Source organism: Dictyobacter formicarum, from assembly GCF_016587435.1.
This window is the reverse complement of sequence record NZ_BNJJ01000028.1, coordinates 83,333-106,823: the sequence shown is the minus strand read 5'-3', so window position 1 is coordinate 106,823 and position 23,491 is coordinate 83,333. Positions and strand designations below refer to the sequence as shown.

Below are 23,491 nucleotides of genomic sequence, written 5' to 3'. Positions count from 1 at the left end.
CAAGGCAAAGAACTTAAAAAGAAGATCCAGGATATGCCGCAGATAGAGGTCAATCCAAAGATACAACAAAGATATGAGGAGTGGCTGAAACTCAAAACCGACGACGACAAACGCATTATCGCCAAAGTAATCATCGAAAAGATTGAGCAAACCGGTTACACCCAACTCAAGCAGAAAAAAGCCTGGTATCAAGAGCTGATAAGAAGTTTACAATGAGACTTGTTTGTGAAGGGGGATAGTGCCATGACTGTAATTCTCACAACAACAGGAATTTCAATATTTCTCAACTTTAAGCATAAGAACAATCGGGCACCTAGCAAAGAAGAAATGAAACAGTTTGTACAGTCTGATCCAAACCGTGCTTCAGCTGAGATAAATTCCCTTTTGTCCTTTGCAAAGCAGAAAGATAGCCTTGTTTTTTTACACACTCAAACAAGTGAAGCAGTTGATTGTGCAGAGATATTGGGTGATTTTTTTGAGTGTCGTGGTTTTGAAGTAAAGCTAATTGAGCTACGTTTTCAAAATGATGAAGATCAAATTGAAAATCGTGGTATACGAAATTTAGTTGATGTGCTTATGGCTGAAGTGAAAAAGGCACAAGATACACAGCAAGAAGTTATTATTAATGCTACAGCTGGGTTGAAAGCGCAAATTGTGTACAGCACAATGATTGGAATGATTTATAGGATTCCTGTAAAATATTTCTATGAGACATTTCACAAGGTTGTGACATTCAATCCAGTAGCCTTAGATTGGGATACAAGCTTACTTCATTCATATAAGTGGTTTTTTAAGTGGTTAAGAGCAGATGCCCATACATATGAAGAAGTCAATGAACGGCTTAAATCAATCTCAGAGCCAGATCGAGGTTTTATAGAGTCACTTCTGGCACCTCCTGAAGAGGGATATATTCTTTTATCCCCTGCAGGAGAAATACTCACCAAAAAATTCGATCAACAAATAAGTGAGGCTCAAAAAGTTGGATGGCCTGCTGCTGTAGATGTTCCCAATATCGAGGACAAAATTGCGCATTCTATTCTTAATCATGGTCATGATTTCCCTAAATGGACAGAAAAGGAATGTTTAAAAATTGCGCAACTCGATTGTGTACAATTAGTTATTGCAAAGCATTTTGCAAATGTAAGCAAGCCACGTATGGGACACTATTATCCTAATGGTTCCATTGAAGTTTATTTATCAGAGAAGGGGAAAGCTGCAAAGATCCAGATACACACGACAGCTGAAGGTGAACCACAAACTCTAAAAGTCGCTCAAAAAATTCAGGAATTATTGGGGATCGAATAATGGTTGTCATTCTTAACTTTTCTCATCCGCTTACAGAACCACAAAAAGAGCAAATTCAAATACTTGCAGGCCAAGCCATCGAGGAAGTAAAAACTGTCGCTGTTCAGATCAATCAGGGAGAGCCACTAGAGCCTCAACTCGCTGCTATTGTCGATGCGGTTCAGTTAACATCAGAGGAGTGGCAAACGCGCGAGCTTTTGATCAATCCACCGGGCTATGCGTCGGCAGCCTTTGTGCTGCTGGCCATGCTTCATGGTCGCATTGGTCACTTTCCGTCTCTTATTCGCATGCGGCCAAAACACGGTCCTATCACCACCTTTGAAGTAGCCGAAATCCTCAATCTGCAAAATATCCGCGAACAGGCACGCCTCAAGCGCCAGTAAACCTATTTTTACTTTAGCAAAATATCAGAGAGAGCTATTGTTACACTGCAATGGCTCTCTCTGGTCTTATTCTGTCCAGTGCTACTTATCTATACTTGAATCTAATGAATAGATTCAACAGGATTGATGATGTGTTTTGTGGTGGTAATGGCTATACTTCCTTTAGTTGTTGTTATCGAAGTAGTTGTTGAATTTTTGGTAGAAGAAGTGGTAGTCCATGGGTTCGGTGAGTGGAATGCTCCAGGCGCTGCGGCAATATTGAAGCAGGACGCCCTTGTGGGTGTGGACAGTGGCTTCGCTGATAGAGAGCTCTTCCGCGACCTGTGAGGTGCGTAGTCCTCTGGCGAAGGCTTTGAGAACCCTGAACTGACTGGGCGTGGCTTGATCTATCACACTCTGACAGCGCTCTCGTTCTTGTTGATCCAGGAGATCTTGCTGCTCCTGTTCGGCTGTTTTGAATGGAGTATTGGCGGGTGGAATGTAGGCTCCGAGCGTGATAAAGGGGGCACGAATCAATTTGACGCCTGCTTCGGGGGCACATGCATGAGGGCGCCATTCTTGGCCTGGGCTACGGTTTCTTCAGGGGTATAGATATGCCAGATATGGTCGTGGCGATCAAAGTTGAGGGCGGCAACCGAGATGGCGAGCAGAGCCATCAGGCGCCGGCCACCGGTTACGGAGAGGTGGATGTGGTATCCCTGGCGCTTAAGATCAGTAATCACTTGATGGATGGTTTCCAGGGTGGCATCGGCATGCAGATCATCAACAATGTCTTCGATAGCCTCACCATCCATGCTTAGGACCTGTGGACGGAAGTGAATGGTGCGCCCGGCGGCGGAGTAGTGGTCACCAGTAAATTCTGCCTGCAACTGGTTGTATGAGCGCTGGAGCTTTTCGGTGGTTGTACTGGGATGCAGCACCATTACGGTGCTGATGGGGAATTCTTTGAGCAGGAGGTCCAGGGTAAAGGTGACGACCTGAGGCTGGCCGCCTAGCGTTGCCAGAAGAACATGAGGATGCATTGACACGAGCCCATTCCTACCTTTCATATTTCTATTAGAGACAAAAGGAGTTGTTGCGCGTATGAATCTCTTACCCGCCATTCTGATTGGTGGTCCACCACATGCCGGTAAATCGGTACTTTTCTATAGTCTAACACATGCGCTCCGTGAGCGTCATATTCCTCATCATGCCATTCGTGCATGCCTGGATGGAGAAGGGAACTGGTCGCAGGAGGGAGAGCCAGAGACGGTGAGCCAGATCCGCTTGAGCGTCAAGACGGAGTGGCCGCCAAGCTTTGTAGAGCGTATCACGCAGGATATTGAGCATCGCTGTCTGCCATTTCTTGTCGATATGGGAGGCCGGCCGCGTGGTACCCAACTGCAACTATTCCGCCGCTGCACGCACGCGATCTTGCTGTTGCGCGAGGATAAGCCAGATGATACAGCGATGTGGCAGCGCTTCATCCAGGAAAATGGCGTGGTGCCGCTGGCTCAGCTCTATTCCGTTCAGCAAAAGGAGGCGCAGATCACCAGATTGAAGCCGATCCTGGAGGGAACGATTACCGGCCTAGAACGGCACCATCTGGAGAGACAGCATGGCCCGGCTTTTGAGCAGCTGGTAGAGCTCGTCGCGACGCTCTTCCGCTCGTATACGCCTGTCGATCTGGAGCAGTCCTTCTTTCAGCAGGCGACTGGTGAGTTGATCAATCTGCACACCTTTGTTTCTTCCAGAGAGCGCTGGCAGCCTGAAATGTTACCCCATCTGCTCGCTAACCTGCCGACTGGCACTCCTCTATCACTCTATGGCGCGGCACCGTTGTGGGTCTATGCCGCGGCCGCGGCTGCCACGGGCCAGCAACCGCTTACCCAGTTTGATCCCAGCTTGCAGTTTGGCTGGGCCCAGCCCCTGGCCGTCGAGACGAGCGCCAGGCAACATCCCGATGCGCGGGTAGATGTGTACACTTCCGAGATAGCCACGATTGTGAGCATCCAGATTCCCACGACGCGTCTGGAATACTTCCAGCCAGAGCCCTTTCCACTACCTCCTATATCCTCTGAGCAAGGACTGATCATCGACGGTCGCATTCCCTACTGGCTACTGACCGCCGTTGTCCGTCATTATCGCGACCAGCACATACCCTGGCTTGCCACCCATTATGCATCAATGAACAAAGCCATCATTGTCTACTCACGCACCGACTGCTATCAGCCCGGCGACCTGCTCGACATGCCATCTCTGAACAGAAAGCGATCAAATGCCAGCAGCTAAAGCGGCGACCACAGCCTGAAAGGCCCTCAGAAAGAGCCATTTCGAAAATCGTTTGGTCGCCCGACATGAACCGGCATTATCAGGACTATTGGCGCCCTAATAATGCCGGTAATATGCATTGAAATGCACAAAAACCTCTCGAAAATCGACGCCATTTTTAAACAAAAAACGATTTTCGAAACGGGTTGACAGAAGTGGCAAAATACCCTATAAATAGAGAAGAAGCGGCGCCCTGAGAAGCCCAACAAACCGCCCTGCAACCAAATTTTGGAGAATCTATCCACTTGCCCCGCGCACACCACCTTCGGTTGCAGAGCTCACGATCCGAATGAGGATACTGTAAGTGCAGCCGGTACAGGTGCCACGTATGCAGTCAATGCGGGTTGCAGAGCTCACGATCCGAATGAGGATACTGTAAGATAAGTAGCGCAGCATGAATATCTTAAATATACCCGGGGTTGCAGAGCTGACGATCCGAATGAGGATACTGTAAGCTTTCTTTTACTCATATGTACCTGTTTTAACTCTTCGGTTGCAGAGCTCACGATCCGAATGAGGATACTGTAAGCCTTTTTCTTCGTCGCTCATCTGTAATCTAAGGTCAGGGTTGCAGAGCTGACGATCCGAATGAGGATACTGTAAGAGCTCGTACCCTAACGTTCCCCATACCCGCAACTTGTTGCAGAGCTCACGATCCGAATGAGGATACTGTAAGATGTTCGTAGTAAAAACTGAGCTCATCCCCTTCTAACGTTGCAGAGCTCACGATCCGAATGAGGATACTGTAAGTTTCTATTAAAAAGTCTTCTGAAATGTCCGATGGATGCGTTGCAGAGCTGACGATCCGAATGAGGATACTGTAAGTTTACGAACGTGAAAGGCGGAGTAACCAAGACAACAGTTGCAGAGCTCACGATCCGAATGAGGATACTGTAAGAGCTTTACCCGCAGATCCGCACAAAAAGAAGATCATCACGTTGCAGAGCTGACGATCCGAATGAGGATACTGTAAGGGGTTTAATGGGATGTCGTGTCTCCAATGAGCACCAGGTTGCAGAGCTCACGATCCGAATGAGGATACTGTAAGGTCATCCGGCAGATGGGTTGGCTAGCTATGCCTGGTGTTGCAGAGCTGACGATCCGAATGAGGATACTGTAAGCTTCGGGATCACGCCGGGCTACCAGGGTAATGGTCGCGGTTGCAGAGCTGACGATCCGAATGAGGATACTGTAAGATCATTTCATTAAAGGATCGGCTCTTAAAAAAGATGGGTTGCAGAGCTGACGATCCGAATGAGGATACTGTAAGATCATTTCATTAAAGGATCGGCTCTTAAAAAAGATGGGTTGCAGAGCTGACGATCCGAATGAGGATACTGTAAGTTTCTCCAATGTAAGTACAGAACTACGCCAATAACAGTTGCAGAGCTGACGATCCGAATGAGGATACTGTAAGGTAGGGACCCCGTAGCGGGAGGCGATAGGGTCAACCGTTGCAGAGCTGACGATCCGAATGAGGATACTGTAAGTCATAGTGCACTTGTGCATCATTAATAGCATAGTGGGTTGCAGAGCTGACGATCCGAATGAGGATACTGTAAGATTTTTACGGCATACTCGGTATCACAGCAGTCCGTTTGTTGCAGAGCTGACGATCCGAATGAGGATACTGTAAGATGGCATAGCCGGCATCAAAGGCCGGGACCTCCATAAGTTGCAGAGCTGACGATCCGAATGAGGATACTGTAAGTTAGGTGACTCATGGGCATTAGCACACATTAAATAGGTTGCAGAGCTGACGATCCGAATGAGGATACTGTAAGAACACGCTGGACATCACGCAAGATGTTGTGGTCGGACCGTTGCAGAGCTGACGATCCGAATGAGGATACTGTAAGCGATATGGTCAACGGTATTGTCAACTGGATCGGGCAGGTTGCAGAGCTGACGATCCGAATGAGGATACTGTAAGCGACTTCGTGTGTACTGATGGCTCAACGCTGCGAGAGTTGCAGAGCTGACGATCCGAATGAGGATACTGTAAGCGGCTTTGGAAGAACGGTTGATGGTTTCAACCTTGCAAGTTGCAGAGCTGACGATCCGAATGAGGATACTGTAAGAGGTATAAGGGAGGACAGCACCAGCAAGGGAGGCAATGTTGCAGAGCTGACGATCCGAATGAGGACACTGTAAGAATATCGTCGCTCTCCCTCGCGCAACCACGCGACGACGTTGCAGAGCTGACGATCCGAATGAGGATACTGTAAGACTTTCGTGCGGTAGAGCTTGCGCTTTGTGGCGCCAGTGTTGCAGAGCTGACGATCCGAATGAGGATACTGTAAGAACGTAGCTGACCTGCAAGGTGTTGGCGCTGGTCAGTTGTTGCAGAGCTGACGATCCGAATGAGGATACTGTAAGTGAATACTATCGCGAACGACCGCGCAAGCAGATATGTTGCAGAGCTGACGATCCGAATGAGGATACTGTAAGCAGGAGGAGGACGAGGGCCAGGAGGACGAGCCTAAGACGTTGCAGAGCTGACGATCCGAATGAGGATACTGTAAGTTTCCAATTGATGCAAAGTAAGAAAGCGCTCTGGCTGTTGCAGAGCTAACGATCCGAACGAGGATACTGTAAGAACAGGAGGCAATCGATCCTGGTTCATCATCTCCATGTTGCAGAGCTAACGACCCGAACGAGGATACTGTAAGTCAATAATATCTCGTTGCAACTTTAACAATTCGCGTTTGTTGCAGAGCTAACGATCCAAACGAGGATACTGTAAGGTTAGGGTAGGCGCTGTTGATATCATACTGGTAACTGAGTTGCAGAGGTATCGATCCGAACGAGGATACTGTAAGTTGCGCATAACCAGGGCTTGACCGATGTTCTTAGGCGTTGCAGAGGTATCGATCCGAACGAGGATACTGTAAGACGTTCTTCCTGCCATACTTGGTCTCGACCTGGGTGACGTTGCAGAGGTATCGATCCGAACGAGGATTAAGTAGTGCTGTTTGTTGTTGCGCCGTGGTCAGATAACCAAGTTGCAGAGGTATCGATCCGAACGAGGATACTGTAAGCTATTGTGACGGACTTTCGGGCCATGGTGTACCCCTTTGTTGCAGAGCTAACGATCCGAACAAGGATACTGTAAGTTGCTGGGGGGCAGCGCGTGGTTCCTCTTCGAGGAGACGTTGCAGAGGCAACAATCCGTGAGAGGATATTGTAAGTCTATATTTCGGACATCAAGTAGATCACTGGCGTACGTGTAGTAGAGAGAATAATCTGTACCAGTGAAGCGTTTTAGTTCGAGTGGCTGGATTTGATTGTGAGAATGTGGTAGCAGTAGAGATATGTATTCGTGGAAAGGATTCGATTATGCATACAGGAATTGTGCACCAGATTTATTATCATCTTGAGAGAAATGGGCGTTTGACTGCACGCGATATTGCGGACCAGACAGGATGGGATCTTCTGCTTGTGGAAGCCGCACTCCAACTACTTTGCCGAGAAGGTGTTGTTAACGAATCTTCTATAGTAGGCATGCCAGAGGTACCTGCAACCTACAAACCAAGGCTTGCGTATGTTCTAATTGATGGTATAGCATTCCCTCTTGATTTGATACGGGTACGCAATCAACACGCTAATAAGATAGAATTTACGCTGGTAGGTGATCCAACTCTTTACACAGTTATCGCAGAACAGCCTGGGTTTCACATGTTACTCCATTTTTTGGATCAGCGTAGCCGCGGAGAACCCTATCGTTTCCCCGAGTAATAATAGGAAGATATTGTAGTGTTTAAGAGAATATCACCGACCTCGTAAAGGGGGGCGTGTAGGGGATGTGGCCAGATGAGATTGTGATAATGAAGTTATATTGATGTGTGTGGATTTTTGATATTGATGCATTTGTTTTTCTGATGAGGTGGTGTATGGCCTGGTTGTATATTCTTGGCGGCGTGGCGGTTGTTCTGGCTGTTAGTGTTTGTTGTGTGGGTGTTGGGAGGCTGGGGAATTGGTTGAAGAAGCGTCATGGTGTAACTGAACTGACACCTAAGCAGCGTAGGTTGCAAGCACAGCGTTATACTGAGACAACTGGTCGGCGGTTTTTGAAGTCGAAAAAGCGGAGTGCAAGGAAAGCCAGGTATAGACGGATATCTTCATAATTGGCGTTAGGAGTAGTGAAAAGGGAGCGTGTGAGGGCAATTATATTTTACAGATTGCCCTTTACACGCTCCTTTTTTCAAATTAGTGGCTGGCTTCGAGCTGGTACCAGCCGTTGCCTTTGACGGCATTTTTGCCGACGTGGATGAGTTCGCCGATGAGGAGGTAGGGGAGAAGTTCGGTGAGGTCTCCAGTGAAGGTGGCCTGGCCGATGAGTCCGCCGATGGGGGTGGCGCGCTTCTGGCGGTTGGAGTAGCTGCGGAGATCTTGCCAGGTGGTCTGGTCATTGCTGCAGGTGATGGCTTCGGCCTGCTGGAGGAGGTGGTCCCGGTCCTCTTTGTTGAGGACGAGTTCGACGTTGCCATAGTGGCGTTCGAGGGCGTAGTAGCGTTCGAGCAGACGTTGCAGGAGTGGTCGCAGGTCTGCACGTTTGACGAGGTGTTCGCGATCGACCAGGCGGAGGGGTGTGAGGAAGGTCAGGGTAATGCTACGATGGTCGAGCTGTGCGGCCCGGTCGATGCAGTCGGCGACATTGATGCTGATGATGGGAGCGTTGACTACGGTATTGCCGGCGGTGTAGATAGTCTGGCGCTGCTGGGTCCAAGGATGGATGACCTCTACCTGCTCAACGTGGAAGCGTCCACGGCGGCCGTTGTTTTCGTCGAGGCGCTGCCCCAGCCCTTCCCCCTCTAGTTCGGAGATGGACAGCATGATATAGGGGAGCAGGTTGACGATGTGGCCGAAGATCGTCAGGCCAAAGGAGAATATGTCTCCAGGTTGATAATAATGCGCGCCTTCGCGTGGCGGGATGATAACGTAGGGGCGCTGGATATCCTGACCTCCTACGTTATCTTCGCGCAGCGGGGCGACGATCGAACTGACCGGGCAGATCTCATTGAGCGGACAGGCCGCGCAGGTAGTGGCGCTCTTGTTGGTACAGAAGCGGCTCCAGAGCGCGTGAAAGAAGCTGCCACGCAGGGCAGCCCCGCTATACATGTCCAGAGCTAGCGGGGTGGTGGCGCGTACGGTAAACCAGAGATGGGTCGTGGTGAGCTCGGCGGATCGAAGCATGTTCTGCATCCTATGTCTCTCTTTCTACTTCTGCTTATTAAAGAGCGTACAAAAACGTTGTGGATCATTTCTCACAAGAGGAGAACGGGTAGCTTTGCTTGCCATGCTTTTGTATCGCTCATTGGCACAGAAAGAACAATCGCTGAATACTTTGCCAATGGTATTCCTTTTTCTGGTAGATCTATTGTGGCTTTTCGTGGTTTATCCGATTTGGTGAGCTCTCAATGCGATACCAACCGCTCCCTTTCACGGCATTTTTGCCCACATGCACCATCTCTCCCCATACCAATAGTTCGTGAAATGGGGCTAAATTGCCCGTAAATGTTGCTGAGCCACAGATCCCCCCAATTTGAGTCATATACCGGGTGCGGCTAGAGTAGCTGCCTACATCTTCCCAATGCGTCTGATTGTTCGTACAAATGACCTCGCTTGCCAAGTGCATCAGTTCTTTCCACTGCTGGCTGGGACTCAAACCGTCTCCCTGCCCATATTCTTGTTCAAGCAAGGCAAGGCGCTCGAGCAAGCGTGCAACCAACGGTTGGAACGCTGGATCACGAACCAGGCCTTTTTCATGCTGTAAACGCGTAGGAGTAAGGAAACGGATCGTGATTTGTTCTGCTGATAATGTTGCTGCTCGTTGCTTCACATCGACTCGTGTGACATGAAGCGTTGGTGTCTCTATGTGTTGTTTCCCCGCTTGAGAGAGCGTCTGTCGTGTGCCGTTGACCGGGTTATATGCCTCGATATGTTGGATCTTGAAGGTTCCTCGTCGTCCACGATTATCAGGCAGACGTTTTCCCAATCCCGCAATTTCTAACGAGTTGATTATCAAGGCGAGGTAAGGGAACAGTGCAATGATGTTTCCGAAAAGTGTGAGGCCGAACGTTAGTGTCTCGCCAGGCTCCATGCGGCGATTCCCTTCTAACGGGGGAAGAAGAATATAGGGGCGTGGAATATCACGCCCCCGTATATGCTCTTCACGCAGCGGTGCAACCAGAGCACTCACTGGGCACATGGTATGGAGTGGACAGGCCGCGCACGACGGTGCTGCTTTATTGTGACAGAAACGTTGCCAGACGGCTGCAAAAAGATTTCCTCGTAATGCTGCGCCACTATGTTTGTCTAGTTCTAATGGCGTAGTCACTTGCGTATGAAACAGGAGGGGGTAGATTGTTAACTCTGCCATGTCGCGCTGTCTCCCTCTCGGATCTCACTCGCATGTATGTGTTGAAAAAGGGTAAACCCCCGGCCATATTGTACTTGACGACATGGCAAAACAATTGCGCGTTGAATGCGATCCTTTCCTACTACGAGGCGAATTCCGCTAGTCACATCTACTTGTTCAAAACGAAGCTTTGCTCCGCAATCATCAAGCATCTGGAGTGTTCCGTCCATAAAAAAACGTGTTTGAGGTGTGGTAAGCACGGTCCATTGCTCATCCAAGCGCTCCTGTTGTTGCGGCACGCTGAGCAACTGGATAAAGCTTCCTCGCTTTCCGATGTAATTGATTTGGGCCAGTAACTGGACAAGTTCATATGATAATGAGTTGCTATCCTGTGTTGAGAGGGCAAGCCCAAATGGTTCGCTATAGAAAACGAACTCCCGATTTGCGATACTTGATCCCAATGGAGTTTGCAGCCCGCTTCCTGTGTCATCTGATGATCCGTGCTTTTTTGGTCGAACAATTTTCAGAAAACTCTTGATAATGACCATCTGTTCTGGTAATCGCACTGCGACTTGTAAATCACGAAGAATGGGAAAGAGGAGGGTTGCCTGCTCTTTCCCCTGTGTACGGATCGCAGCATCAAGGAGTGCCATTTTGAGTGCAAATGGAGTGGGGATAAGCAACGTTGTTTCTCCAGAACTCGTAGAAAGCGATTGGCGCAGAGAGAACAGCGCTGTTTGTTGATAAGCTGCTACGTACCACATTTTTTATCCGTCCATTCTGGAGCTATTCACACGCAAAGTGAATGGCTGAGCGTTCTTCCGCAATGTGCTCATCTCCTCGGCAAAGCCTGCGAGAGATTCAAAGTTCACCGCTTGGATCGTCCCTTCATCTCCGAGCGCTTTTGCAAGTGCTGCAGTCTGTGACCGATACGTCTCGCGGTCCTGTTGACCTCCCATGAGCGGACTTACAAGCGGTGCTGGCTGCACCTTGGTACTCCAGGAGAGAACGCCCTCGAGCGAGACTAAATGCGGGAGTTGTGTGGAGCGCATTGCTCCGTTCAACTGGACAAATGTGTAGAGCACGCTTTGTAGAAGTAATTGTCCCCGGCGTAAACGTTCTTCTTCGCTCAGAGTATAGCGCTGTGCGATATCATTGTAGCCAATCCGAGCAAACTCCACATTACACACAAAGGCGTAGATGCCACTGGATGTAGGACGATGGAAGATAGCTTGTTGGAGATTCCCACCTCCGGTTTTCTCTTTTGTCTCTCTGTTCTCTCTCACGCGACGCGTTGCATCACGCTCACGCTGCGCATCGCTGCGTTCATTCGCGTATTTGACGTGAAAGTAATTATCCGTATGCGTTGTCTCTGGTAGCCCAAGAACCCAACCAAATTCAACAACCGACTTGCGTGGGAGAGAACGTCCTCCTGCGGTGACCAGAATACCAGCGAGATCGTCCATGACACAGGTAGTCAGTAAACTATCAAGCGCCTCAACATCGCTCTTCTCTTTGATATGTGCCATCCAAGCTTCATCTGCATTGATACGGTTGGCACTAAATTGCTGACACCCTGCGCAAAGCGCACATCCCTGTTCGCGAGCGATTGCAAACAAGTGTTCCGTCTGAATGTGCTTGAGCATATCGCCAGAAATGGCATTGACATTATGAAGTGTGCCCTTATAGTCAAGAATATCCAGCATTCGTGTTTGAATCTGATTCCCCTCGCCTCCCTCGTTATTGAGGCTATGGGTGTCAAGAATAGCTCTAGCGGCGATAGAAAGTGAATAAATAGGTAATGGCATCTGCTAGCTCCTTCTGCAAAAGCGATAATTGACTACATCTCTTCAGCTTCGATATCATCGTCGGTCTCATTATTTACTATCTGCATATCGGGTGCTGTGTCTTGTGATTCCCGCGTGCTGCGGCTTGAGCCAAAGGCGATAAGTAATCGGCAAACTGTCTCTGCATTGTATGCATCGATGAGTGTGATGAGCTGGTTCAGGTCTTCCCGTGTAATGTCTTTGCGATATTGTTTGTGTTCGCGCTCATAGATACGAACATTTTCTTGATTGTAACTCTGTACAAAGTCCGAGAGTGTATCCAGAAATTTCGCAGGATACCGTGCATGCTGTTTAAGTTCGTTGACCAATCCATACCGTATCTCATAGGTTCGCTCTCCTTTCGATGCTTTGAGCCGTTGTGGCTGGATGGTAGAACGCCAAAGTGCGTCGGCAATGTTTTGAAATCCTGGGTTCTGGACGAGGGGGAGCCACGGCTGCTGCCGTTGGATATCCGTTGTCATAATGAAATCCTCCAAGGTTGTTGTAGAAAATGGTGTGCAGGTGACTCGTGATTGACGAGACATCTGCTGCATGAGATAGGTTGCGTAGCCTCCAGTGAAATCAAAAAAGGCTTCCATCTGTGGGTCACGACGTGTAATAAACTCACGGAATGCGCGCAACAGTGCTTCTTCCTCGCCACGCCTTTCGTCAAGTTGCGAAACAATGGTGATGCATTCTCGTAGGATCTGCCGCAGTGCTTGAGCCGTCGCGACATCGTTCAGTGGCGGAGCCCAGGCGGGTAAAGAAATATGTGATGTATTGAGCACAGCCACAGCGTTCCCCAGATCTTTGTAAAACGCTGTCGCAAAACCGGCAATATAATTGTCGGGCCGAGGATGCAAGCTTACCCCACTATGAACCTCCTCCCACTTGGCGATGAATGTCGCGCTATAACGCAATGTCGCCAGAATATCCAGTTTGACTGCAGTTGCTGTCCAAAACTGTTGCTGGAAGGCAGGAAAAACGTTGCGGTGGTTTGCAAGCACTAATTTGCGTGGAAGTGCTACATAGGTCTTGCGGTCTTTACGACCTTTGATAGTATGATGAACAACCGCTTCAAAACATCCTGCGAACTTGAGTGCTTCGAGAAGCCAAAATGAGTCCATGTTGCGGATAGTAAGTGAGTCTGCTTTCGGACGGTTTGCTCCTTTGCCCTGGTCGGGGTTGACCACCTGCGATGCAGTCACTTTACTGTTTCCTGATAGTGCATGCAGCCTTTGGAGGGACTTCCATGCCTCTTCCGCTTCACTCAGGCGGTTTGGCGATGTTGCAAATGCATCAACCAGGATCTGGAGTACATCTGCGAAGGCAATCTGCCCACCTCGCCACGTTGCCGCGACCTCATTGTACACATTCAACGCTCCCATCTGATTGATCATCTTGAGTATGGGCCATTCCGTCCCAAGCTGACTTTCCTCGATGTTTTGTCGTCTCTCGCTACCCTGTGGGAGTTGCGCAAGTGTTATACCTTCCTTCTTCAGACTGGCTAGGGCGTCAAAGTGGCGTTGCTCTTGCATTCGATACCTTTCATAGTCATAAGCGTCTTCCTGGAGCCCTGCTGATTGCTTCTGTGTGCGAATTTGACGTAACAAAGGAATAAAGGGGACATCAGAAAGCGTAAAGCCGGTGGAGATTCGTATATGAAAACAGCTTCCTATATCACAGATAGTAATGCGCTTATCGTTAACTGGTATATACTCAAACAGATCCGCGAGCAAACGGGCAATTCCCCAGGTGATGAGAGCGGAAGAGTAGGTTGATTGCTGTTTATCGACGGATAGTGTTATTGGCCACGTTGACATTAATCATCCTCCCATGATTCCTCTTGGAGCGCGAGTTGATCGGCGTGGCGCAAGAGGCGAACGAGAAAAAGATACAGCAGTGTTGCCATCTCTGATTCATGTGGTTTGACCATCGCATCGGCAAGCATGGTCTGTGGGGGGGTCCAAATAAGCGGAATCGTGGAGAGATCATCCAGAAAAACTGCTTGTAAAGCAGCGCTCAATGCCTGGCGATCAGTGTGCGACTGATTCGTAACAGGATATCCTTGAAACGCAGTGGCATTTCCCTCGGTCAGCGCGTGGTGGTGACGTACGACTGCTGACACCATGGCATTAGAGAGTATCTCCGCTGCGTATACATTTTCTGCTGCCTGCTGGAGCGCTACATGTCGAATGAGAGGCAGACAGACCAATGCGCTTTCTGCTGCATGATTGGGACACCTGCCAATAGTAGCAGTAATGGTCTTGTGGAGTTGTCGCTGCTGACTATCCCGACGATCCAGGTCAGTATGCGCAATGGCATCATGGGTAGATGAAGAAGATGCGTGAGGATTGAGTGAGCGAACGGCTGACTGCCATGCATGTGCCCAGCGTTGCCAGCCCTCACTGAGTTTTCCAACATCATGTATCGCGAATAGAAGCCGCAGCGCTTGCTCAAGTGAACCCTGAGGTAACGTCAAGAGTCGCTCAAATGAGCGCCTGATATGCACTCCTTGATATGCAAGATCACGTTGGTATACGAATAGCATCTTTTTGATATGCTCCTGGTACGTTTCATACGTGTATATGTCGGCCCCTCGTTTTGGCTTTCTCTCTGTATTAGCCTTCTGTGCTGGTGAGATCAAGTGCAGATCCTTCCCCGGCTCAAAACGAAGCCCTAACACATGGTCATAGGAAATCAGTGCGGGATTGATGGCTAGCAGATCTACGCCATCGATATCAGCAACCGTTGCCTGAGCGTCCAGGCGGTGTTCCCAGGAATAGGGCGGGTTGGGAGATTGCCCGAAAGCCTGGGTATCCACATTCTTTTCATGTGGAATAGCGAGGAGCCACTCAAGCTCCCCGCCTGTGTCTCGTAGGTAACTCCATGCCTTCTTGAGTATGCTGCGGCGCATGCTAATCCCCTGATACTCATACGGATGAGGAAGCGTTTCTCTTGTCGGATTTGGATGAATGAGCAATGTTACGTTGTCAATCTCTCGGATAAGTTTAGGGGCAAGGTCACGCCTACATTGGGTCCATGCGTCTTTGATGAGGCGACGTTGTTCAGGTACCTGCTCCTGGAACTGGTCAAGTAAACGCTGATCAAATGCGTGATGGGCGTAATCAACTATTGCGAGTTCGGTGGCATAATCAAGCGACTGCCCAGAGTATTGCTGAAAGGACTTCCAACTCAATGCGCATACATCTTGTTGCTCAAAATAAGGAGCATAATCAGGTGCACCGTTTTTCGTTCGCGGGACATCATAGATGTACACCTGCCCTGTTTCTCCCGCAAAGCGAGCAACTCGGCCCGCACGCTGAATAATACTGGATGCCGGAGCCAGATCGGTATGCAGCACCGGGCTGGTGATGTTCAACCCTACCTCGACGATTTGGGTTGCTACGAGTATCATGCGCTGGAGGCTGTACTTGCTTTTGTCTTCACCAAACTCTTGCGCCAACCTCTGTTCAATGCGTTCACGATCCTGTTGAAAGAAGCGATTGTAAAAGACGATGACACTCACATCGTCCGGGGTGAGATCGCGTAATTTCTGCGCTATAGTCATTGCTCTCTCAACTGTGTTGCAAATGACGAGCGCTCGTTGCCGGTTGTGTTCTCGCATGTCATCCCATACATGCTCAGGAGTCAAAGGTTCTTCACGAATCGTAAAGAAACGCTGTTTTCCCTGTTGGCTAGGAATGTCAGAGAAATCACTTGTGTCCAAGGATACCTCGGTTGCTCCCAAACGTTCACATAATCCACGCAAGAGTGTGCGAGAGAAGGTTGCTGTCATGAGAGTCCAGGGCGTGATATCCCGCAAAAGTTGAAGCATGTGTAGCGTCGTCGTAAGTGCCCCGCCTCCTGATTTATTGAGCGGAAAAAGATGGTATTCATCGAATACCAGATAGGAGCCGATAACTGCCCCTGCGTTGAAGTTTGCCAATGCCTTACTCAATCCGTAAGGGATCGAGAGGAAGCCGCTAAGCGTTTGATCAATAGTTGTAAAGAGCAGATCTGCTTCAAATTTCGGATCTCCAGGATTATCTCCTGTTTGAAAAGCAACATGTTTGAGATTTCGTAAGGGAGAGGATGCATTTCGTTGCGCTCTTACGATGTGCGTATATTCGTGCTTGAACTGGCGGGCCAACGTCTGTAAGGGAACGCTATAAATGCATTGACGCGGCAGATCAATCAGTTCTGGCTCAACCCATGCGTACAGGAAAGGATAGGTACCGGCTCGCGTTTTTCCGCTTCCTGTAGGTGCTTGAAGAATAACCTTCTGGCCTTTTTGCAGCGCCTCAAAGACCTGCTTTTGGTATCTAAACAGGCTCATGAGTTTCCTCCAAAAATATCATCGAAGAGTGCGTGGTCCACCTTTTCAATAGGTATCTTTTTTGTAACATGCCATCCGTATTGTCTGGCTTGCTGGTAGATTTCGCCTGCTAATTGTTGTTGTAATTCCACTGGCTCAAGTACTTTGCAATCCATGCCCCAACTCCGTACCCAGGGGATGAATTCCTCTAATGCGTCGAGTTCTGCGTGCCAGAGCAGCGATCCATCTGGTTGAGGGTCGATACGCTGTGAGGGGTGCCACCGACTTTCAATGATTCTTCGTTTGACTTTAAGGCTGAAGTGCAGGGTTACCGGCATTGGCCTCTCGTCTTCATCAAACCAGATTCCCCAGGCTCCTTCCAGCAAATGGAGTGGATCAAAAGTTGCTGGTACTGAAAATGTCTCATTTGTCAGAATAAGACTTTCAATCCTCTCCAATTTTCGGGTACGGAGTTTTCCAGGTGGATCAGAATACCCAATTGCGTAGGTTCCGAAGCCGAGCATAGATGGCTCGAGAAAGTAGGGAGCAAACCGCTGGCGAAATGCTGCTTTTGCTCGAAGTGGTCGATAGACCATGTCGACAACCCGACCTTCAGCCCAGGCTTGCCCAAGAATCTCCAACTTTTGCTGATGAGATGAAGGCGACGTGGGGAGTTGCGTGCGAAGTGCCTGAGTCGTTTTATAGATATGTTTTCCGAGGGGTTGTGAGATTCTGCCGAGAGCGCCCCCTAATTTTTCGAGCGCTCCAATGATGTGGATATTAGGCTTGTCACTGTAACGCGCAAGTAAACGGCTTGCTAGGTAAACGCTGAGTGCTTCATTATGCGTAAGCTTGACGTGCGTTATATACGCATGGCGGTCTATATACCAGTGCCCAGCCTCATTGTAACGAAGCGGTACGCCACGCTTAAGAAGGCTCTCTTCTAATCGCCCAATTGTGGAGCGATCTACTCCACAGCGCCTTGCGATCTCAGCTTTACTCATTGGTACCGCACTTGTGGAGAGCAAGTACTCTACCTGATCGAGAAGTTCACTTTTTGATTCTGCGTGGCTCATACAACTCCTTTTCCTTTGACATCCTTATAACAAAAGTAGCAACTAATGGACCTTACGAATTGCTTTAGAAGTGACCACTGCTGCATCCTTTTCAAGTGTACAAGCTACTTGTTGCAAGTAACGCAACAAAGCAAGGAAAAAATCGGGATGGTCATTTTTTCGCGATGCTCATCCTTTCTGTCGATTGTATTCTAGGCGGTGATTAATCTTAAACCATGATTGCTGCAAAAGTCTGTAAAAATCTTGAATTGACTTTCAGTGATCAACCACCATTTGAGATTATCTATTTCTTCACATCGAGCCAATACAAATTGAAATCGAAAATGTTGTAGTAGTACACGAAAACGGCTACGATCTCCGATTGCTTCGAATCGAACTGCAATGGAAGCGTTCCCCATGTATTTTGCGACAGCGGTAGGAATCTGTTGATTTTTCTCTGAGTCATTGTCCTTATCGTGGCTTTGCATAATTTTACCTTTCTAGGGGTATAAAACAAGTTTTTGATGCTCTTAGTGTAACTTTTGCAAGACTATTAGTCAATCCCTGTTCTCTCCTATTTAAAACAAGTGAGAGAGGTATATAATATAGAGCAATCAGTTCCAGGGGTGTGATTATGTTTGCGCATATACCGATTTGTCAAGCGGCATATTATGCGGATATAATAGTAGCGATGCGTCGAGCACACTGTAAGTGTTCCCTCCTGTTTGTCAGGATGAATGGTTATTCATTTACACAATCCGCTGAGGATACTATCATTTCATCCGGTGTATGCTATCTTCGGTTGCAGGGTTAACGATCTGAGCGAGGATACTGTAAAAGCAGGTGATGCGCTTTTCGCTGTGTATCTCTTCGCATTGCAGAGCTAGAGATCCGTTAGAGGATACTGTAAGTGGCGCTACGAAAGCTTTGGCGTACATCCCGGTTAATGTGGTAGGGAAGACGATCCGCACGAGGATACTGTAAGGGCAGGCATGGAGGATAGTAGCAATGCCCGACGTACATGAATGATGGCGCGCTCACGTAGCTCTAGTGGCTCTAATACTTCTCAGTCGGCTCCCCAGCCACGCACTCAGGGCTCAATCTCCGTGATATCGCCGATCTGGGCGCTCCACTCGCAGCCATAGGTTGTTAACTGGATAGATTGTGTTGGATGCCAGCGCGTCTCGTGGAGCCGTTTGGTTACGTTGGCATGAAAGCGAAGCCGAACCGTGACAGGCTCTTCATCGCCATACATCACGCCCCAGGCGTAGCGTAGCAGTTTCGGCCCATCAAAATTGGCGGGTACGACAAAGGACCCATCCATCAACTCGGCCTTCAGGATGCGTTCAAGCTTGAAGGTCCGGAGCTGATCTTTGATGCTACTCTTGCCAATGGCGTAGATGGTGCGCCCGATCGCTGAAGGTTCAAGAAGATACGGCTCAAAGAAGCATTCAAACGCTCCGCTCTTCGGCGGTTGGTAGGTCAAGCGGATACGGTGGCGCGTGATCCAGCCGCTTGTTAGAACCTGAAAGATCTGCGACATGTCTCGTTGGCGTTGCTCCGCTGGTAGCGCGTCATCCGAGAACATCAGCAGGCTTAGCAGTTCCTGCTGCTGCTCCTGGAGCGTCGGCGGTAGCGCGTCCAGCAGCTTTTTGAGCGCCATCGAGATATGCCAGTTCTGCTCATCCTGGATCTGCGCCAGCAAACGGCCTGCCAGGTAGAGCCCGCCCGCCTCCGCATAGCTCAACGAAATCGTCAACTGAGGAACGACTGAGCCCTCTATCAACTTCCATACGTGTTTCTCGGTATCCAGTGGCAACAAACCAGAATAGCTAAGGTCTTTTAAATTATTAGCGGCGGTATCCTCATTAATACCTAGACGAGTGGCAATCTCTTTAACCCGCCACGCTGGCTTCTCAGAAAACAACTTCATCATCAGCAGCATTCGTTCCAGCCGCTTGAAACTATCTGTCTTTATCTCAGCACCTCCAAATAGTGATAAGCCAAGTATAAAGTCTGACCAACCCCGAATTCATCGGAAAAGTCCGCGTCCCCAAAAAAATTCATCAAATTCAAAAAACGAGCTCAGAGAATCCCCAAAAAAACGCCTCTCTCGCGACCCTTTTCGAAAATCGGCGCTTTAATTAGGACACCAAAAATGAATAGTGACAGTCCATGTCCTCATTTATCGAGTGAGAAGCCTGTGCTGAGCACGAGAAGGCTATGTATAGGAAGGAATCGCGTCCGAAAATCCCCCCGTGTTTTCGAACAAAAAACGATTTTCGAAACCGCTTGACCCGGACGCCAAAATCGCGTATAACATGAGAGAACGCGTAGCGCTGAGATGCCAAAAAAACGGCCTTTGCCATGGTCACAGGTCATATGCATCAAAAAACCTGCCGCCGACACCCTCGGTAGCAGAGGCGACGATCCGTTAGAGGATACTGTAAGACTCTTCTTCTGTTGCTCCAAGGCCAGTTGGTCTCGGTAGCAGAGGCGACGATCCGTTAGAGGATACTGTAAGTTTGCCGCCGCCGAGCGTGGCGCCAAGTATGTGCATATGTAGCAGAGGCGACGATCCGTTAGAGGATACTGTAAGAGCCGACCTGTTTGGTGCCCCCGCCAGCCACGTCAAGTAGCAGAGGCGACGATCCGTTAGAGGATACTGTAAGACAGACGGCGCTAATGTTGCAACTCCGCCAATCCGCGTAGCAGAGGCAACGATCCGTTAGAGGATACTGTAAGGGCCACCTTATCCGAGCTATTTGTTTTTATTGGGATGTAGCAGAGGCAACGATCCGTTAGAGGATACTGTAAGTTGTGTGTCTCTGGGCAGCTCTTGACCCTGATGGAGTAGCAGAGGGAACGATCCGGTAGAGGATACTGTAAGATTCGCCAGATACAGACTTCCAGACTGGCACTATAGCGTAGCAGAGAGAACGATCCGAACGAGGATACTGTAAGTCGTACACCAGTTCCATCGTGTCCTTGAAATAGCAGGTAGCAGAGGGAATGATCCGTTAGAGGATACTGTAAGTCCTCAATCGCTGTGACTGTGATCACTGGATCAGAGTAGCAGAGGGAACGATCCGGTAGAGGATACTGTAAGTCTGATTACTGGATCCCGATGATTATTTTGCACCTCCTGTAGCAGAGGGAACGATCCGGTAGAGGATACTGTAAGCTATACTTCCGTTTAGACAACGAGTATAAGAGCGTAGGTAGCAGAGGGAACGATCCGGCAGAGGATACTGTAAGTTAGGAGGCTGTTTCGTTCCTAAGACGCGATAATGCTTCGTAGCAGAGGCGACGATCCGTTAGAGGATACTGTAAGAATGATCCAATGTTTAACAATAAATGCAATCTCACAGGTAGCGGAGCCAAAGATCCGTTAGAGGATACTGTAAGCCAGGTGTAAAGGCGAGGACGGCCAGGCACTCACACCGTAGCAGAGGGGACGATCCGTTAGAGGATACTGTAAGTATGGATGCTGAACTAGCATAGCCAAACCAGGCATATTGGGTAGCAGAGGGAACGATCCGTTAGAGGATACTGTAAGACGCGGTCCCGGTCTCTTTGCTGGATATGTACTAGTACGTAGCAGAGGGAACGATCCGTGAGAGGATACTGTAAGTCAATGTTATCTTTGTCCAATGGTCTTACTACGTGTTCGTAGCAGAGGGAACGATCCGTGAGAGGATACTGTAAGTAGAACATAGGGGTTAATAGGCAGCGGGGAATAGTTATGTAGCAGAGATAACGATCCGTGAGAGGACACTGTAAGGCTTTGAAGTCACGCAGAGCATATGTACGCCATCGCTTGTAGCAGAGATAACGATCCGTGAGAGGATACTGTAAGGCTTTGAAGTCACGCAGAGCATATGTACGCCATCGCTTGTAGCAGAGATAACGATCCGTGAGAGGATACTGTAAGGCTTTGAAGTCACGCAGAGCATATGTACGCCATCGCTTGTAGCAGAGATAACGATCCGTGAGAGGATACTGTAAGGCTTTGAAGTCACGCAGAGCATATGTACGCCATCGCTTGTAGCAGAGATAACGATCCGTGAGAGGATACTGTAAGACGATGACAGAAATATGATTTGCAATACGAAGTCCGTATGGGTAGCAGAGATAACGATCCGTTAGAGGATACTGTAAGTTCCGAAACTCTTCTGCGGTAATATCGATGCGTGGTCATAGCAGAGGGAACGATCCGAACGAGGATACTGTAAGAGGTCTCGATATTCGGCCTGCTGGCGCTTATTGGGCGTAGCAGAGGGAACGATCCGAACGAGGATACTGTAAGGCTGGGACCGTACAATGCTTATACGAACGTCCAGCGTAGCAGAGGCAACGATCCGAACGAGGATACTGTAAGTCCATCCTCAGCGCGAATGTATCCGTATCCAGGCAGTGTAGCAGAGGGAACGATCCGAACGAGGATACTGTAAGATTGCAACTGGGCCATCTATCCTATCGCTAAAATCACGTAGCAGAGGCAACGATCCGAACGAGGATACTGTAAGTCTTTACGGCCGTCGCCACGGATTGTGACCAGATCGGTAGCAGAGGCAACGATCCGAACGAGGATACTGTAAGCTACGATGGGAAAGTGATAGCTGCGGACTATAAAAGTAGCAGAGGCAACGATCCGAACGAGGATACTGTAAGGGCACCGATCTCTCTGGCTATGCAGTCGATAAGTGGTAGTAGCAGAGGCAACGATCCGAACGAGGATACTGTAAGGTTGAGACAGTGACGCCGTTTGCCGTGACTTGAAAAATGTAGCAGAGGCGACGATCCGTTCGAGGATACTGTAAGGGCTGGCCAGGTAGATAGCTACCTCCAGAGCTACTACGCGTAGCAGAGGCGACGATCCGTTCGAGGATACTGTAAGTCCGTTTTTATTTTGAGTAGTACATGATAAGAAGTCGAGTAGCAGAGGTGACGATCCAAACGAGGATACTGCAAGACTAGGATGAGCTTAGTGCGAGGTTGTTGGGTTGTGTGGCGAGGGGAGGGTAGACGCCAGCTCCGGCGTCTACCCTCTTTCGTGTTGGGTTATACGATGTCGTTGCAGAAGCGGCGAAATTCGCAGGTGGGACAGCGGCGGGCGCTTCTGGTGGGCGGTGGCATTTGTTCGCTGTCCATGATACTGCGGATCTCGCGCACAACTGTGCCGACTTTGTTACGTAGCGCCGGGGTGAGCGTGATTTTTTCGGTTTTGCGCAGCGGGATGGAGTAGATAAAGCTGTGGAGCACAGGAATGCCGAGTTGCTCTTCAATGAGCAGTGCATAGGCGGCTAGCTGGAGCTTGAAATGTGGGCCGACTTTCTGTTCGCTATGCTTGTATTCGACCACAATGGCTTCCTGGCTCTCGCCATTTGAGGTTGGCACGATAAGCACCAGGTCGACATTGCCTTTGATACCTATCGTATCTGAACTAACTGGATAGCGGAAGAGACGTTCTCCGTGCTCAATGCCGTAGTTTTTCAGGCTGCGGCGGACCTCGCGCTCTTCTTCCTGTTGATGGCTTTGGATACCGATTTCCATGGTGTAGGTAAGTGGCCTGATCGCTGGCAGTGTATAGCGATAATAGATCAGTCGGGGACAACAAACGTATTGCTTGAGGTCCGTGACGTCGAGAAGGCAGGTTTCACTCATCGGTACCAGGCTCCTTTCGATCGATGACCTGGCGTTTCTCCCAGGCTTTTTCATCCAGTGGGAATAGGTGCACGTTCAGACCATGGGTCCCGGCGCGTTGCTTGATCTTGAGCAGCAGTTCGCGCTGATGGGTCGCGGACAGCTCGCCAAGGAACGCGCTATATTGAATGCGGGCCAGACCGTAATCCAGGCAGGCATCGGCAACTTTGGTACGCGTACCATCATGCGTGATGTCATAGATGAGCAGATAACGCATCGCTTCTTTT

18 protein-coding genes and 1 CRISPR repeat array are annotated in these 23,491 nt (G+C 49.3%); of the genes, 5 read left to right on the top strand and 13 right to left on the bottom strand.

Annotated features, from left to right (window positions below; translation table 11 throughout):
- The 3 genes from JMI88_RS33770 to csx15 form a co-directional block, all read left to right on the top strand.
- Positions 1-216, top strand: a 216-nt coding sequence (locus tag JMI88_RS33770; protein ID WP_236023184.1) for a hypothetical protein, incomplete at its 5' end; no start/stop codon positions are given.
- A gap of 27 nt (positions 217-243) precedes the next feature.
- Positions 244-1,305 (top strand): putative CRISPR-associated protein, encoded by a 1,062-nt coding sequence (locus JMI88_RS33765; protein ID WP_201366436.1) that lies wholly within the window; start codon positions 244-246, stop codon positions 1,303-1,305.
- Positions 1,305-1,688 carry a CRISPR-associated protein Csx15 gene (gene csx15 / locus JMI88_RS33760; RefSeq protein ID WP_201366435.1) on the top strand — a complete coding sequence of 128 codons (384 nt, stop codon included), beginning with the start codon at positions 1,305-1,307 and terminating at the stop codon, positions 1,686-1,688. The genes JMI88_RS33765 and csx15 overlap by 1 nt, the downstream gene beginning before the upstream one ends.
- Positions 1,689-1,850: 162 nt before the next feature.
- On the opposite strand, the gene JMI88_RS33755 is transcribed toward csx15, so the two are convergent.
- Both JMI88_RS33755 and JMI88_RS33750 read right to left on the bottom strand, forming a co-directional pair.
- The gene (locus JMI88_RS33755) at positions 1,851-2,204 is read right to left on the bottom strand and encodes a LuxR C-terminal-related transcriptional regulator (protein WP_201366434.1); all 354 of its coding nucleotides are present in this window, start codon (positions 2,202-2,204) and stop codon (positions 1,851-1,853) included.
- Positions 2,201-2,710, bottom strand: a complete 510-nt coding sequence (locus JMI88_RS33750; RefSeq protein WP_236023185.1) for a CRISPR-associated ring nuclease — start codon at positions 2,708-2,710, stop codon at positions 2,201-2,203. The genes JMI88_RS33755 and JMI88_RS33750 overlap by 4 nt, the downstream gene beginning before the upstream one ends.
- Positions 2,711-2,771: 61 nt before the next feature.
- Here JMI88_RS33750 and JMI88_RS33745 point away from each other — a divergent pair, with 61 nt between their 5' ends.
- A complete protein-coding gene (locus JMI88_RS33745) occupies positions 2,772-3,959 on the top strand; it encodes a CRISPR-associated protein Csx3 (protein WP_201366432.1) in 1,188 nt (395 codons plus the stop codon).
- Positions 3,960-4,266: 307 nt separating this feature from the next.
- Positions 4,267-6,893: a CRISPR direct-repeat array (repeat unit 37 nt; unit sequence GTTGCAGAGCTGACGATCCGAATGAGGATACTGTAAG).
- 444 nt (positions 6,894-7,337) lie between these two features.
- Positions 7,338-7,736, top strand: a complete 399-nt coding sequence (locus JMI88_RS33740) for a winged helix-turn-helix domain-containing protein (protein WP_201366431.1) — start codon at positions 7,338-7,340, stop codon at positions 7,734-7,736.
- Positions 7,737-8,207: 471 nt separating this feature from the next.
- On the opposite strand, the gene cas6 (JMI88_RS33735) is transcribed toward JMI88_RS33740, so the two are convergent.
- From cas6 (JMI88_RS33735) to cas2, 11 genes are all read right to left on the bottom strand, one after another.
- Complete coding sequence (gene cas6 / locus JMI88_RS33735) at positions 8,208-9,203, bottom strand: CRISPR system precrRNA processing endoribonuclease RAMP protein Cas6 (RefSeq protein ID WP_201366430.1); 996 nt, start codon at positions 9,201-9,203, stop codon at positions 8,208-8,210.
- A gap of 172 nt (positions 9,204-9,375) precedes the next feature.
- Positions 9,376-10,380 carry a CRISPR system precrRNA processing endoribonuclease RAMP protein Cas6 gene (gene cas6, locus JMI88_RS33730; RefSeq protein ID WP_201366429.1) on the bottom strand — a complete coding sequence of 335 codons (1,005 nt, stop codon included), beginning with the start codon at positions 10,378-10,380 and terminating at the stop codon, positions 9,376-9,378.
- Positions 10,368-11,123 (bottom strand): hypothetical protein, encoded by a 756-nt coding sequence (locus JMI88_RS33725; protein WP_201366428.1) that lies wholly within the window; start codon positions 11,121-11,123, stop codon positions 10,368-10,370. Before JMI88_RS33725 ends, cas6 (JMI88_RS33730) begins: the two co-directional genes overlap by 13 nt.
- Positions 11,124-11,126: 3 nt before the next feature.
- Positions 11,127-12,167, bottom strand: a complete 1,041-nt coding sequence (locus JMI88_RS33720; RefSeq protein WP_201366427.1) for a DevR family CRISPR-associated autoregulator — start codon at positions 12,165-12,167, stop codon at positions 11,127-11,129.
- A gap of 32 nt (positions 12,168-12,199) precedes the next feature.
- Complete coding sequence (locus tag JMI88_RS33715; RefSeq protein WP_201366426.1) at positions 12,200-14,008, bottom strand: hypothetical protein; 1,809 nt, start codon at positions 14,006-14,008, stop codon at positions 12,200-12,202.
- Positions 14,008-16,524: a CRISPR-associated helicase Cas3' gene (gene cas3 / locus JMI88_RS33710; RefSeq protein ID WP_201366425.1), complete on the bottom strand. Its 2,517-nt coding sequence runs from the start codon at positions 16,522-16,524 to the stop codon at positions 14,008-14,010. Before cas3 ends, JMI88_RS33715 begins: the two co-directional genes overlap by 1 nt.
- The gene (locus JMI88_RS33705) at positions 16,521-17,579 is read right to left on the bottom strand and encodes a helix-turn-helix transcriptional regulator (protein WP_201366424.1); all 1,059 of its coding nucleotides are present in this window, start codon (positions 17,577-17,579) and stop codon (positions 16,521-16,523) included. The genes cas3 and JMI88_RS33705 overlap by 4 nt, the downstream gene beginning before the upstream one ends.
- A gap of 191 nt (positions 17,580-17,770) precedes the next feature.
- Positions 17,771-18,046: a hypothetical protein gene (locus JMI88_RS33700; RefSeq protein ID WP_201366423.1), complete on the bottom strand. Its 276-nt coding sequence runs from the start codon at positions 18,044-18,046 to the stop codon at positions 17,771-17,773.
- A gap of 602 nt (positions 18,047-18,648) precedes the next feature.
- Positions 18,649-19,494: a helix-turn-helix transcriptional regulator gene (locus JMI88_RS33695; protein WP_201366422.1), complete on the bottom strand. Its 846-nt coding sequence runs from the start codon at positions 19,492-19,494 to the stop codon at positions 18,649-18,651.
- A gap of 3,128 nt (positions 19,495-22,622) precedes the next feature.
- Complete coding sequence (gene cas4, locus JMI88_RS33690; protein WP_201366421.1) at positions 22,623-23,225, bottom strand: CRISPR-associated protein Cas4; 603 nt, start codon at positions 23,223-23,225, stop codon at positions 22,623-22,625.
- Positions 23,218-23,481 carry a CRISPR-associated endonuclease Cas2 gene (gene cas2 / locus JMI88_RS33685; protein ID WP_201366420.1) on the bottom strand — a complete coding sequence of 88 codons (264 nt, stop codon included), beginning with the start codon at positions 23,479-23,481 and terminating at the stop codon, positions 23,218-23,220. Before cas2 ends, cas4 begins: the two co-directional genes overlap by 8 nt.
- Positions 23,482-23,491 lie beyond the last annotated feature (10 nt).